This window comes from Rhizobium sp. BK529 (assembly GCF_014194105.1).
Taxonomy (GTDB): Bacteria; Pseudomonadota; Alphaproteobacteria; order Rhizobiales; family Rhizobiaceae; genus Rhizobium.
The window spans coordinates 1,210,028-1,223,959 of the sequence record NZ_JACIAU010000001.1 but is presented as its reverse complement, the minus strand read 5'-3'; the positions used below and the strand labels follow the sequence as shown (position 1 = coordinate 1,223,959).

Genomic DNA, 13,932 nt, shown 5'->3' with positions numbered 1-13,932 from the left:
ATCTTCAGGGAAAGTGGGCAGCCTTCTGTTCGTTCCATAAACAGAGGCCTTGGTACGATATCGCACAATCGGCAGGTATGCGGGATCTGAATGACCGGTCTTAGCCGGCGTCCTCGGGCGGCCCGAAGAGCGCCCTGGCGATCTCGGCCAGGGCGGCGGGGCTCTCGCTCAGCCGGTAACCGCCGTATGGCGTGGCAACATCAGCATCGGCGTGCGATATAGCGAAAACAAAGGGAATCCTCGCATCCTGCAGCCGCTCGACGAGCGGAAACACCGTTTCAGCTTCGATGCGGATATCCATAATGGCGCCATCGATCCTGGCAATTTCCAACAGCGCCAGCCCGATTTCAACCGATGACGCAGGCCCGACGATAATGACCCCGGCCCGCTCCAGAGCAAGCCGCACTGCGTCGGCGATCAGGTCGCCGCCTTCCACAATGAGCAGATGCTTTTCCGCCAGGAGCCCGAGGCCGCCGATCTCCATCCATCCCCGCAATCACCTGATCCCGGGATCAGGTTGCGTATCCTAACTGCTCACCGCACCAATTGTTTCCCGCGCAAGATCTCGGCCGGCCGCGACGGACGGATAAAAGCGGTCTCTTTCGCCAGGACGACGATTGCAAGCCTGGTGAACTGCCGGCACGCACATTACGTTCGGCTGGCCACCAGCCGAAAACAGCGGGCTCAGGTGTTTGGCAATGGTAAACTTGCCGGTGCCGGGAAAGCCGACGAGCGGCGGAAGATGCCGGTCATGTCGAGACGCTCTGAGAATATCAATTGATCTACGCGGGCAACCAATGATCGAGGTAACTGATAGTTTCCCTTGATCGGCCTACTTGCAGACAGTCTTCCCGCCTCGGCGCGACATCAGATCGAAGTGGAAATGGTTCCAGTGCTCCGGATTGTAGCCCGGGCCGAGCACGGTCGTGAAATAGGCGCAACTGTCGCTGCGCACCGCCTTCAGCAGCCGGCCCTCACGGAAGGAGAACAGCCCCTTCTTGCGCACGTCGATCTCATGGCCGTCCTTCAGCACGAACTTGCCGACATCGATCGCATTGCCCTTCGCATGTTCGGAAATCGGATTGTATCTCTGCAGGCTGTTGTTCATGCGCCGGCAGGAGTAGCCGCCGAGCGGCTCGATGGTCTGGATGCCGGTCCAATAGCGGAAGCGGGCCGAGGGGGCGAGCTCGTTCTTCACCCATTTGGCGAAGGCGAGCGTCACCTGACAGTTCAGGACCACCGCCGGCTTGACGCCGATATTGCCGGAAAGGCCCTTCAGCGACACAGGATAAGGCACCTGGCAGGCCGGACCGTTGGAGATCGGCGGCCGGTCCTCGAAGATCACGCCCATGCGCTTCAGCTCACGCCGGCAGGCAAGCTCGGAGGCCGGCATGACGCGGGGGTCGACGGGGACCGCCGGCTCGCTCATCATGGGATTGTTCGGCCTGAGCATGGCGACCTGTTCCGGCTCATCCTCTTCAGGCACACGCGCCGGCGCCACGACAGGGCTGCCGTCACTCCAGGTCTGGGCGCGATTGCCGGCTGCCCGCATAGGCGCGCGGCTCATCTGGCTGGCTGCGACCGGCTGCGGCATGGATCGCTGGTTGAGCTGCCTCGGACTATCCGTGCCGATGCCATCGATGACTGGCTCGGTGGCATTGCCCTCGGCGATCTGCTGCTGTTCGTCCTGCGCCAGCCCGACGACCGGCTCATTGCCCGCCCCGGCGCCGAGCTCCTCATCCATATTGACGCCGCCTTGCGGAATGGCGAGCGGCTTCACGCCGCCCCAATTGCCGTTCGAGGCGACCTGCCGGCCCTGCCCCTGTTGTTGCGCGAGCGCCTCGTCGCTGTCGATCATCGGCAGACGCCGCTGCCCCTGTTGCGGCGTGCTCATAGGCGCTGATTGCCGCGTCCCCGTTCCGGCAAGGTTCGGCGTGTTGAGATAGTCGATCTGCCCTTGCGTATTGCCGACCGGCGCGCTGGTGACGGGATAGGGCTGCTGGCTCTGGACCGGCGCCATGCGCGCGGCCCCGCCGCGTGCCGGTGAAATCGAGCTGACGCGCGTGCTGCTATCGACATTTTCAGGCGGCACCAGCCCGTCGCTGATCGAACAGGTCGTCAATGCCGCAGAAAGCAGGAGCGGCAGGGCGGTACGCTGGAGAAGGGAGACAAACGCCATACTTATCGCTTCCGCGTTCCATTCTTATTGAGGGCGGCCTGTGATCTGAAAACCTCGATTCAAATTTAATTAAAAACGGTGAATGAAAGCTTTACGCGTGCGGCGCTCGCTGTTTCCGGCGGCAAACAGCCACTGCCTGATTACCCACAACCAGACGCCTACCGGAAGCCTCATCTGACTTCGGTGGAAAAACAAAGGGCCGCGCTGCCGCGGCCCTTTGTTCGTCAGATCATCAACGGCGGTCAGGCAGCCCGACCGTATCGCACATCCTGCCCCGCCTGCCCACGCAGCCGGAATTTCGACAAAAGCGCCCGCAACTGCTGGCTTTCCTCCGCCAGCGTCTGGCTGGCAGCGGTCGTCTCTTCCACCATGGCCGCATTCTGCTGGGTCATCTGGTCCATTTGGTTGACCGAGGTGTTGATCTCCTGCAGCCCGGTCGCCTGTTCGCGGGCGGCCGTTGCAATGGAATCGACATGAGCATTGACCCGGTTGACCAGCGCCTCGATCTCGACCAGCGCGTCACCGGTGGAGCGCACCAGTGCCACGCCGCCCTCGACTTCGGCAGCCGAGCTCGAAATCAGCGCCTTGATTTCCTTGGCGGCATTGGCCGAACGCTGTGCCAGTTCACGCACCTCCTGCGCCACGACCGCAAAGCCGCGGCCCGCTTCGCCGGCACGTGCCGCTTCGACGCCGGCATTCAGCGCCAGCAGGTTAGTCTGGAAGGCGATCTCATCGATCACGCCGATGATCTGGTTGATGCGGCTGGAGGAGTCTTCGATGCGGCTCATCGCCGAGACGGCGTTGCGGACGATCTCGCCGGATTTGCCGGCGCTCGTTTTCGTCTCCGCCACCATGCTGCGTGCCTCGTTTGCGCGTTCGGAAGCAATGCGGACCGTGGCGGTGATCTCATCGAGCGCGGCGGCCGTTTCTTCCAGTGCGGCGGCCTGCTGTTCCGTGCGCTTGGAGAGATTGCCCGTCGCCTCGCTGATATCTCGGGCGCTGTCGTTGACGATATGGCTCGATTCCGCGATCGCGTGGATGACGCCGTTGAGCGCATCGACGGCGGCATTGAAGTCGGAGCGGAGTTTCGCATAATCCTGGCCGAGATCGTCGATCACAACGGTCAGATCGCCGGCAGCCAACCGCTCGAGGCCGGCCCCAAGCGCCCGCATCGCCGCGCTCTGGCGTTCGGAAGACGAACGCAGGCTCGCCTCGTTGCCGCGCCGCTCGCTCTCGATCTCCCGCTGGCGTTCATCTTCGCGGACGCGCAGCTCGGCGCGCTCAGCGACAGAATCGCGCAGCACGATCAGTGATTTCGCCATCTGGCCGATCTCGTCGCGCCGGTCGGCATCTGTGATTTCGATGGAAGCATTCTCGTCGGCTATCGCATTCATCGCCGCTTTCAGGCGGGCGACTGGCGCGGTGACGCTATGCACGATCGCATAGGCGATGGAAAGCGTAGCGGCGGCGCCGAGCAGACAGAGAACCACGGCCCAGATCGCATTCTGGCGATAAAGCGCGGCAAGGTCGTCCGCATAAACGCCGGTGCCGACGATCCAGCCCCAGGGCTGGAAGCCCGCCACATGCGAATATTTCAACACAGGCTGATCGGCGCCCGGCTTCGGCCAGTAATAGTCAACGAAGCCCTGCCCGCTCGCCTTCACCGTGTTGACGAATTCCACGAAGAGGAACTTGCCCTTCGGATCCTTGTTTTGCGAAAGATCCGTGCCGTTCAGCTCCGGCTTGACCGGGTGCATCACCATGTTGGATGCATGTCGTTGATCCAGAAATAGCCGGTGCCGTTGCCATAACGCATGGAAGCGATCACTTCCTTGGCCGCCGTCTGTGCCTGTTCGCGGGTCATCGTGCCCGCCTGCTCCAGCTTGTAATATTTGTCGAAGATGGCAAGCGCCGTCGCATCCATCTGCGCCAGGCCGGCTTTGCGCTCGGCTTCCAGCTCGGAATAGGAATAGTTGAGAAAGAAGATCATCGTCGCGGCAAGCACCGCAAGTGCAAAGGCGACGAGGCCGTAGAGGCGAGTTGAAATCCTGATGTTGCGCATGGGGTTCCGGCGGCTCTCATATGTGACAATCATCAAATACTCATATGAGCCGCTTACCGGACGGTAAAACTTGATTAGAATATCATTAAATAACGTTACGTGAGGCAATTGAACGAGGATCGTCAGAAAGATCAAATAACTGAATCTGAACGGAATTTCACTTGATGAAAATTTTAGGCAATAGGCGCCCTTCTGGCCGCAATGCCACTGAGAATCCGATTTTTACGGGCCTTCGCACCGCTTGGCCTTTGCATTACGGTGATTCCAGATGAATCACCGGCGAGATAAGGAGCCCTTGATGACCGATGCCGCCAAGCCGACAGGCGAACTCACCTTGCGTACGCTTGCCATGCCGGGAGACGCCAATCCGGCCGGCGATATTTTCGGCGGCTGGGTCATGGCGCAGATGGACTTGGCATCGGGCATCCGCGCCGCCGAGCGCGCAAGGGGCCGCGTGGTGACGGCGGCAGTCAAGGAAATGGCTTTCGAACTGCCGGTCAAGATCGGCGATACGCTTTCCATCTATACCCATGTGGAGCGCGTCGGCCGCACCTCGATCACGCTCAGGGTCGAAGCCTGGGCGCATCGCTCTCGCTATAACCAGCAGGAAAAGGTCACCGCCGGCACCTTCATCATGGTGGCTCTGGACGAGGAAGGCAAACCCAAGGTCGTCCCGCAGGAGTGACATTATGCAGGCGGCGACACCGGAGGTCTATGTCTATATCCGCACCGTCATGTCGATGGTGATCGGCCTCTCGCTCGCCCGGCTGCTCACCGGCCTCGGCGGCATCGTGCAGTCTCCCGGCAAGTTCAGGGTCTATTGGGTGCATCTCGGCTGGGTCGCCTCGATGTTCCTCTTCATCATCCATTTCTGGTGGTGGGAATATCGCCTGCAGTCGCTCGCCGTCATCTCCTTCGGCGTCTATCTGTTTCTGATCAGCTTCTGCTGCCTTTTCTTCTTCCTCTGCGTTCTGCTTTTCCCGACAACACTGGAGGAATACGGCGGCTACGAGGAATATTATATCTCGCGGCGCGGCTGGTTCTTCGGCATGCTGGCCGTGACCTATGTGGTGGATTTTCTCGATACGCTGTTGAAGGGCAAGGCGTATCTAGCCGCACTCGGGTGGGAATATCCGCTGCGCAATGCGGTATATATAGTGCTGTGCATTGTTGCAGCCCGGACGGCGAACCGGCGGTTTCATGCGGTGTTCGTGAGCGCGGGACTGCTCTATCAAATCACCTGGATTTTCCGGCTTTATGATTTGATTTGAACGCACTTGAACGGTTTTTCCGTCGCAAGGCCCCTCCCCAACCCCTCCCCACAAGGAGGAGGGACTAACCTCGGGGCAGCGCCTCTCTCCTATGGAAACGTCGAAACTTGGAAAGCGGGCGCGGCAGATTAAGCCCCTCCCCCTTGTGGGAGGGGTTTGGGGCGGGATCTTCATTGGAACGTTGAAAGAACAGACGCACCCATCGACCAGCCTCGCGCAAGTACAGGCAAGCATTGTCCGTCCCATCAGGATGATCCCGATCAGGAGACTATCAATGCGCGTCGATGGAAGCACCGCGAATTACTCTATCTTTTCGACCCAGAAGAAGAGCACGACAACCGGCTCGGCCTTTTCCGACAGCCTCGACGATTTCGACCAGCCTATCGATGCCGATAGCTCGGGCGACGAAGAAGGCGGCTCCTACGATTTCACCCATATGACACCGGCCGAAATGCGCGATCTGACCGGCGATCTCTATGATTCCGGCGATCTCGACCTCGCTCAGGTGCTGCAGCTGCAACTGTCCGGCGTGCCGCTCGGCAAGGTCGGGCCGAACGGCAGCCTGATCCCTTTCTCGGACGCTGAAAAATCCGCCTATGACAATAGCTCGCAGGATTTCCTCGGCATTGCCAGCAACGCGATGGACGACATCGAATCACAGGGCCGCGCCGGCGATCCGACATCGGGTTATCAGAGCTGGCAGGGCATTCTCTCTGTGCTGAACAGCCTGCAGGTGAATGGCGCGGTTGAGGATGAGGCTGTTTGATCGGTGTTGCGCGTTGCTTGATCTCGTTGAACGCAACTCCAAGTCAAAACCCCTCCCCACAAGGGGGAGGGACTAACCTGTGGCACCGCCCGCACTTCCCGAAACGTTCGCCCTATGGGAAGCGAGCGCGGCAACTTAAGCCCCTCCCCCTTGTGGGGAGGGGTTTGGGGCGGGGTCTTTTCGCCGCGTCGAGGCCGTCGCGAAGCCGCAATGGCGGTGGACGCGCAGCCTCTCCCATTAACCCCGCAAAAACTGCGACCCCCCATCAAAACTCAGCCCCGGGAAAATCTTCCCCGTCAGGTCTTCCACCGAGACATCGAATTGCCGGTACAGCATCGCCGCCGCCAGTTCCCGCACATCCGCCGTCGGCATCAGGTCGCGGTCATCGAGCAGCGCGCCATCGCCAAGCCCCGGCCATTTGCCGAGAATGCGCCCGCCATCGACGGCACCACCCGCCAGCACAGCGCAGCCGCCCGTGCCGTGGTCCGTGCCGGCAGAACCGTTCTCCCGCACCGTGCGGCCGAACTCCGTCATGGCCAGCACCACCGTCTTCGACCAGAGATCGGCGCCCATCGTGGCCTTCAGCGTCGTGATCGCCTGCGCCAGATCCTGCACTGGCCGCTTGAATTGGCCACGTTGGCCGACATGCGTATCCCAGCCTGTGATCGAGAAGCTGGCGATGCGGTAGTCGCCCTTCAGCATGCTGCCGGCAAGGGCGGCGACATCGGTGATCTTCTCGCCGCGCTGGCCGGAAGGTTCGGCCATCATCGACGCGCTGTTGGCGCGGGTCGCGTCTTCCATCGCCTTCGCAAAGGGCGGATCGCCGGCATAGAGCCGCATGAGAAACTGCATCTCGTCCTTGGCCGGCCCCAGATTGGAATCGGAGGCCCAGACATCGACATTGTTCGGCCCGGTCAGGATCAGCTCGGTCGAGGTGTTGACGTCGATCGCCTTCCTCGCATCCGAACGCGGAATGACGGCGAGCGCCCGGTTCAGCCAGCCCGTCTTTTCCTCGGCCACATGCTCGCCGCCGGATTCGAGCATGTCCTGCCCATCGAAATGGCTGCGCTGGTCGCGATAGGGCGTGGAGACGGCATGAACGAAAGAAAGCTCCCTCGCCTTCCAGAGCGGCATCAGATCGGCCGCTGCCGGATTGAGCCCGAAATGCCCGTCGAGATCGATGAGCCCCTTATCCGGCGTCAGCGACAGCGTCGGCCGCAAGGCGGCAAAACCGGCATCTCCGTAAGGCTGCACCAGATCGAGCCCGTCCATCGCCCCGCGCAGTACGATCGTCACGAAGCGGTTGTCGCCTGGCATGGCCGCGAAGGTAACCGGCGTAAAAATGGGGGCTGCGGCAAGGCAGCAAGCCGATGTCAGAAAACCGCGGCGGGAAAGCGTAAACTCTGTCATGGCGGGCTCCTAGGCAATTCCAGCAGGTGCTTGAGCGTTTTGCGGGCGAAATTGCGTGAAAACAGACTCTATCGACGATTGAATTCGGGAGACGCCAGAACCAGCGTCAGCCCGCTGATCTTGTTCGGCGCCTGCGAGACGACGCGGATCGTCTCGTCGCGGGCGGCGTCCGCCAGCGTCGCCTTCAAGAATTCGCGCGGATCGACGTCCCTACCGAACTGAGCGCTGGCGCGTCTGGCCCAGGCAAGCCGCTCAGAGAGCTGGCTGGCGGTAATCCAGGCCGAAAAACTCTCCTCGAAACCGGCCGGGCTCGGCGGCAGCCATGTCGGCTGGCCCATGCGGCGAAGAGCGCCCTGCCCGAGCGCGCGTGCCATCTGGAACGCCTTGCGCCGCTTGATGCGCGCCTCGTCGTCCGGGCTCGGCGGCGCCTTCATCGCCTGCATATCGGCGTCGGGGGCCGCATTCTTGTTTGGTGCCATGTCTTTGTCAGGTGACATGGCTTGCGCCATCGCATCGTCGTCGGTGGCGCCATCCCTCTGATGGGCCTGCATGAAGGCCGCGACATCTCCCGTACCCGAACCGCTGTTCAGCGCCCGCAAGCCGGTGACGATATAATCGAAAGGCTGGCGCGCCTTGGCGCCTTCGTCGGCCCAGGCGGCTGGGTGATCGAGCATGGCGCGGTAGACGGCGGAGAGTTCGCCATCGGTCTTCTTCCACGTCTCGCTCATGACCTGGATCATCTCCTGCGGCGGCTGGTCGGAGATGAAATGCACCGCGAGCTTGCGGCTGATATGCTCAGCCGTCTTCGGATGGGCGGCAAGATCGTCGAGCATGGCAAGGTAGTCCTTGCGCGTGCGCTTCGCCCCGCCATAGCTGACACCGAGCACTTGATATTCGCCTGGTTCGGAGATCTGCGGGCGAAAGGCTGTCTCCATTTCCTTCGGGTCGATCGTCAAGCCCGTCAGCACCATCGCCGCAGCGCGCACGTCGGCCTGCGTATAACCGCTGCCCGCACCCAGCGTGTGCAGTTCCAGAAGCTCGCGGCCGAGATTTTCGTTGAGCCCCTTGTTGCGCCGCATGCCACCCTTCGAATCCGGTCCCAGCGACTGCGCCTGATCGAGATAGATCAGCATGGAAGGATGTTCGGTGGCGCTGCGCAATAGCGTCGCAAACTTGCCGCCCATATAGGGCCGTATCGCTTCGGCCTCGTAAAGCGGCACGATCAGCCGCATCGGCAGGCTCTTCGCCGCACTGGTGGAGAAATGGTTGGTCCAGAAGGTGGCAAGTCGCTCGTTGAAACCATTAGGCGAAAGCACTGCCTGCAGCAGCCGCGCATTGGCATCCATCTGAAAGAGCACCTGCGCCCGGCGCTGCAGCAGGCGCCGCTGCTGTCGGCGGGCAAGATCGTCGCCGTCGGCCTGTCTGATCTGCCTGAGCCTGTCCTGCAGGTCGAGGATCTGCGTATGCCGCGCCTCGATCCCGCCGACGGGAAAGGCCGGCACGATGTCAGCACCGCGCGTCACCTGCCCGATCAGATCATCCTTGGTCTGCGGCGGCGCCTCGCCCGGCCGCAACCCGTAACCGAACCGGATCGCCGCCATCGTCGGAAAAGACAGGCTCATGACCGCTCACCTCTTCATCGTCAGATGGTGATAAGGTCTCAGTGAATTACGACGGCAATCTGTAGGAATTGCGGCAATTTGCCGACATGGACGATTTGTAATCTGTTGAAATCGTTGAGATCATGCACGGAAAATGAACGAAGCACCAACCGCGATCAGAGCGAAGCCTATCGCATGGTTCCAGGTTAGATTCTCGCCGAGCCAGAAGATCGAGAAACCCGAGAACACCAGTAGGGTGATGACCTCCTGCATCGTCTTCAGCTGCGCCGTCGAATAGACGGACGAGCCGATGCGGTTCGCCGGCACCGCCAGGCAATATTCGAAAAAGGCGATGCCCCAGCTGGCGATGATGGCGAGGAAGATTGCGCTGCCCTTATGCTTCAGGTGCCCGTACCAGGCAAAGGTCATGAAGATATTGGAAGCAAAGAGCATGATCACCGGCCAGAAGGCTGCCGGGTTGAGGGAAAAGGGCATTGTTGATCCTATGACTGAACCCAAACGAATAGAGGGCGCACGTTTAACAGCGGCTTTCGGCCAATCAAGTCACGATTGGCTAATATTCGCTCAACAGCCGTATTTCTCGGATGCGTAATAAAGACGCGGCCCGGACATGTCGCTTGGCGGCTCGCCCTCGACCATCACCCTGTTGCGCCCGGCCTCCTTGGCGGCATAGAGCGCTTTATCGGCCCGTGCGATCTGCTCGTAGAGAGAACGATCGGCAGCATCGGCGCCGGCAACGCCGAAGCTGGCGGTGATCCCGCCGTCGAAACCGATCGGCCCGCCGTCGAAGCCGATCGCCGTGCGGTCAATGGCGGCAAAGGCAAGCCGCACCCGGTTGGCGAAATCGGCACCCGCCATCAACGGCGCCGAAGGCAGGACGATCACGAATTCCTCGCCGCCGAAACGCGCCGCAAAGCCGCCTTCCGGCAACCGCGCCTGCAGCATCTCCGCAAAGGCGCGGATCACCTCGTCGCCGGGTCCGTGGCCGAACGTGTCGTTCACCCATTTGAAATTGTCGATGTCGCAGATGATGACGGCGCCTTCCACGCCCCTGCTTTCCTCGATCATACGGTCGAAGCCGCGCCGGTTCAGCATGCCGGTCAGCGGATCGCGTTCAGCTGCGTCGCGATGGGCGATAATCGTGTCGAGCGTTGCGGCCGCAAGCGCCGATAGCGCAAAGACGAGCGCCAGAATGGAGGCTCCGGCCTGCATGGCGAAGGCATAGTTCGAGGCGAGAAAGCCGTCCGGCCCGCCATAGGAGGGTGCAATGAAAACGAAAGCAACATTGCGGATAACCGTCTCGGCGACCACGAGCGTCGCTGCCACCAGCAATGCCCTGTCGGCCACATGGCGCACGCGCCGCAGGCTCATGACAATGGCAAAGGTGAGCAGCAACACGCAACCGAGATCATCGAGCAGGAATTCGATCGGCGTGCTCTCGGCCACCAGCGCCGCGTAGAGGATGCCCGCATACATCACTCCGGTGAAAACCAAGCGCGGCAGCAGATAGGAAGGACGGCCAAAACGGCAAAGCAACGCACCGGAATAGAAAATGAACGATATCAGAAACAGCGCATCTGCAATCAGCGAGGCCGTGCGGTCGGCGACGAAACCATCGATCAGCGGAACGCCGAAGGCGGCCGCAGCAAAGAGATAACCCGGTCCCCAGAGTTTCGCCTCGCGCGATCCAAACCGGCCGACGATCAGAAACGTGCTGCCGAAAATCAGCATCATGACCGGCAGCAGGAAGGCGAAATTACTATCCATGAACCCTCGCGGCGGGATGCAATATATAGCCGGCGCGATATGAAATTAGACTGATTGCGTTAAGAAAGACCTAGGGGAAGATTTCTTTGTACGGGATCGAAACGGCATGGACCAAGAGCCCGTCCGACCGCGAAAATGGAGAAGGCCGCGCACCGGGCGCGGCCTCCATCGAGAAGAAGTCAGGCGCGATGCATCGCGCCATCGGGTGCTTCCGCTTCCTCCGTGCCGAAGCGCACATCCTTCTTCTCATAACCGAAGCCCGAAAGCGCCGCGACGATGACGGCGACGATCACGGCCACAATGACCAAAGCGGTCGCGTAATCTCCATTCCAGCGGGCCGCGAGCCCCGCCTGCATCGTTGCATTGCCCGAGGCCAGCAGATTGCCGAGCTGGTAGGCGAAGCCGGGGAATGTGCCGCGCACTTCGTCAGGCGAAAGCTCGTTCAGATGCACCGGCACGATGCCCCAGGCGCCCTGCACGAAGAACTGCATCAGGAAAGCGCCGGTCGCCAGCAGCACCGGCCCCGGCGCATAGGCCCAAAGGGGCGCCACCGGCACGGCGACCAGTGCCGCAATGACGATTGCCCGCTTGCGCCCGATGCGCTGCGACAGGGCGCCGAAGAACAGCCCGCCCACGATGGCACCGATATTATAGACAATGGCGATCGCGCCGACCGTACAGCTCGAATAGTTGCGCTGGCTTTCGAGGAAGGTCGGGTAGATATCCTGCGTTCCGTGGCTGAAGAAGTTGAAGGCAGTCATCAGCAACACCGCCCAGATGAAGAGCGGAATGTTGCCGCGCAACACCGTCAGGAACGGCCGGCCCCGGCCTTGCTGCTGGCGTTTCACGAAGGCCGGGCTCTCCTGAACATGGCTGCGGATGTAGACGACCAGCAGCGCCGGCAGCACGCCGACGAAGAACATGCCGCGCCAGCCGATGACCGGAAACAGCAGGAAGAACAGGAGCGAAGCAAGCAGATAGCCGGAGGGATAACCCGCCTGCAGGATGCCCGAGACAATGCCGCGGCTGTCTCCCGGCACGGTCTCCATGACGAGCGAGGCGCCCACACCCCACTCTCCGCCCATGGCGATACCATAGAGGGCGCGCAGCACCAGGAACATGGTGAGCCCGGTCGAAAAACCGGTGAGGAACTCGAAGAGCGAATAGGCGAGCACGTTTACCATCAGCGTGATACGCCGCCCGTAGCGGTCTGCCGCGAGCCCGAAGATCAGGGCGCCGAGCGCCCGCATGGCAAGGGTGAGAAAGATTGCTACGGAAACAGTGGGAACGTCGGTATGAAACTCCTCGGCGATATATTTGAGAACGAAGACGAGAATGAAGAAATCGAAAGCGTCGAGCGTCCAGCCGAGATAGCTGGCGATAACGGCGTTGCGCTGCTGCGGCGTGAGCGCGCGCAGGTTTGCCAATGCGGACATATGCATTTCCTCCGTCCGAAAGCGGCGGCAAAGCGGGGCAATTCCGGGTGCCGTCGGAAGGGGTGTCAGGGTGAGCGTGCTGTCGGAAGACAGCGCCTCGGAAACGTCAGGGTTGCTGACCGGGTTCCATCACGTTGGCGCGATTGGGGGGTGGTTTGTTTAAGATATCTGGGTGCTGGCTGCCGTTAAAACCCCTCCCCAACCCCTCCCCACAAGGGGGAGGGACTGGCCCGCGGCACCGTCTCACTACTTTCGAAACGCCGAAGATTTGGAAAGCGAGCGCAGCAGGTTAAGCCCCTCCCCCTTGTGGGGAGGGGTTTGGGGCGGGGTCTTCAGTGGGAAAAGCCTCCCTCGCCGCCCATCCACCTGAGCCACGGCCCGACGTGAAACAGGCTCATCAGCAGATACATCGGCACCATCCCGCCGAAAAGCGACGCTCCATCCATCGGCATGCCGCCCATCGAGCAGATCATGTCGGCCGACGGCTCGCTCGCCGAAAGCGCTGCCATGGCCGCAAAGGTCGGGGCCGCCGCGAAGGATAGGCCCCCCGCGATGGCCGATGGCAGGTGGAAGCCGGCAGAATTGCCGGCCTCTGATACGGATGCTGACGGGCGCATCAGGCTGCCTCGTAGCGATCGTGGTGGCGCCACCAGACGCCCTCCTCGTTGCGCCCCAGCGGTGCGCGGTCGAGCCACTGGTACATGGCCCAGACGCCATCCAGCCCGCGGGCATAGGAGGAATAGGTGTGGTAAATGTCGCCGTTCTGCATGATGAAGGAGCTAAGGCCTGGGCGCTCGCGGGCGAACGTGTTGATATCCGTACCGGTCATCGAGGCGATGAGATCGGCAGGGCTCTGTTCGGCGCCCGGTTCCTGCTTCTGCAGCACATTGGGGATCGGCGGTTCGCGGCGGAAGTTATATTCGATGCCGCCGCTCTGCTGTTCTTCCGGCGTGAACCATACATTGAAGTCGCGGTTGAAATCGCTACGCTCGGACGAGGCCCAATCGAAGCTCCAGCCCATGCGCTTCTTGAAGTCGAGAAGCTTGGCAAACGGCGCCCGGGAAACGGCGCTGAAGGCGACATCGTGATTTTCAAGATGCACGGTGACGCCGTTGAAGCCGTCGGCGATCGACGAGCAGGATGGGCAGCCGGCGGTATAGTCGGGGCCGAACATGAAATGGTAGATCAAGAGCTGCGAACGGCCCTTGAAGAGCGCCGACAGCGGCACCATGCCGGCTTCCGTCTCCAAGTGGTAATCCTTCTCGATCTTCACCCAAGGCAGTTCCCGACGCTTGGCGGCGATCTCGTCGCTGCGGCGCGTCAGCGCCTTTTCCTCTTCGAGCAGCGCCAGCCGCGCCTTGAGCCAGTCTTCCCGTGTTCCGGTCTTGTGCATCATCATGGTTCTTCTCCTCACTTGCT

The 13,932-nt window shown here is 61.5% G+C and carries 12 protein-coding genes and 1 pseudogene; 3 read left to right on the top strand and 10 right to left on the bottom strand.

The window, feature by feature from the left end:
* Nucleotides 1-100: 100 nt before the first annotated feature.
* The 3 genes and pseudogenes from FHX08_RS06200 to FHX08_RS06190 all read right to left on the bottom strand — a co-directional run bounded on the left by FHX08_RS06200 (nt 101) and on the right by FHX08_RS06190 (nt 4,241).
* The gene (locus tag FHX08_RS06200) at nt 101-484 is read right to left on the bottom strand and encodes a response regulator (RefSeq protein WP_184327007.1); all 384 of its coding nucleotides are present in this window, start codon (nt 482-484) and stop codon (nt 101-103) included.
* Between the two features lie 348 nt (nt 485-832).
* Nucleotides 833-2,179: an extensin family protein gene (locus tag FHX08_RS06195; RefSeq protein WP_184327006.1), complete on the bottom strand. Its 1,347-nt coding sequence runs from the start codon at nt 2,177-2,179 to the stop codon at nt 833-835.
* Nucleotides 2,180-2,421: 242 nt separating this feature from the next.
* Nucleotides 2,422-4,241, bottom strand: a pseudogene (locus FHX08_RS06190) (methyl-accepting chemotaxis protein).
* A 298-nt stretch (nt 4,242-4,539) separates the two neighbouring features.
* Here FHX08_RS06190 and FHX08_RS06185 point away from each other — a divergent pair.
* The 3 genes from FHX08_RS06185 (at nt 4,540) to FHX08_RS06175 (ending at nt 6,278) form a co-directional block, all read left to right on the top strand.
* A complete protein-coding gene (locus FHX08_RS06185; RefSeq protein WP_184327005.1) occupies nt 4,540-4,926 on the top strand; it encodes an acyl-CoA thioesterase in 387 nt (128 codons plus the stop codon).
* A 1-nt stretch (nt 4,927) separates the two neighbouring features.
* A complete protein-coding gene (locus tag FHX08_RS06180) occupies nt 4,928-5,512 on the top strand; it encodes a hypothetical protein (RefSeq protein ID WP_184327358.1) in 585 nt (194 codons plus the stop codon).
* Between the two features lie 274 nt (nt 5,513-5,786).
* Complete coding sequence (locus FHX08_RS06175; RefSeq protein WP_184327004.1) at nt 5,787-6,278, top strand: hypothetical protein; 492 nt, start codon at nt 5,787-5,789, stop codon at nt 6,276-6,278.
* A 237-nt stretch (nt 6,279-6,515) separates the two neighbouring features.
* Here FHX08_RS06175 and FHX08_RS06170 read toward each other — a convergent pair whose 3' ends face one another.
* The 7 genes from FHX08_RS06170 to FHX08_RS06140 all read right to left on the bottom strand — a co-directional run bounded on the left by FHX08_RS06170 (nt 6,516) and on the right by FHX08_RS06140 (nt 13,912).
* Nucleotides 6,516-7,688, bottom strand: coding sequence for a DUF1501 domain-containing protein (locus FHX08_RS06170; RefSeq protein ID WP_184327003.1), 1,173 nt, complete (start codon nt 7,686-7,688; stop codon nt 6,516-6,518).
* A 68-nt stretch (nt 7,689-7,756) separates the two neighbouring features.
* A complete protein-coding gene (locus FHX08_RS06165) occupies nt 7,757-9,310 on the bottom strand; it encodes a DUF1800 family protein (protein WP_184327002.1) in 1,554 nt (517 codons plus the stop codon).
* Nucleotides 9,311-9,430: 120 nt separating this feature from the next.
* Nucleotides 9,431-9,784 (bottom strand): DMT family protein, encoded by a 354-nt coding sequence (locus tag FHX08_RS06160; protein ID WP_132651801.1) that lies wholly within the window; start codon nt 9,782-9,784, stop codon nt 9,431-9,433.
* Nucleotides 9,785-9,874: 90 nt separating this feature from the next.
* Nucleotides 9,875-11,077, bottom strand: a complete 1,203-nt coding sequence (locus FHX08_RS06155; protein WP_184327001.1) for a GGDEF domain-containing protein — start codon at nt 11,075-11,077, stop codon at nt 9,875-9,877.
* Nucleotides 11,078-11,256: 179 nt separating this feature from the next.
* The gene (locus FHX08_RS06150) at nt 11,257-12,513 is read right to left on the bottom strand and encodes an MFS transporter (protein WP_184327000.1); all 1,257 of its coding nucleotides are present in this window, start codon (nt 12,511-12,513) and stop codon (nt 11,257-11,259) included.
* Between the two features lie 332 nt (nt 12,514-12,845).
* Nucleotides 12,846-13,130 (bottom strand): hypothetical protein, encoded by a 285-nt coding sequence (locus FHX08_RS06145; protein WP_184326999.1) that lies wholly within the window; start codon nt 13,128-13,130, stop codon nt 12,846-12,848.
* Nucleotides 13,130-13,912 (bottom strand): thioredoxin family protein, encoded by a 783-nt coding sequence (locus FHX08_RS06140; protein ID WP_184326998.1) that lies wholly within the window; start codon nt 13,910-13,912, stop codon nt 13,130-13,132. Before FHX08_RS06140 ends, FHX08_RS06145 begins: the two co-directional genes overlap by 1 nt.
* Between the last annotated feature and the right edge of the window lie 20 nt (nt 13,913-13,932).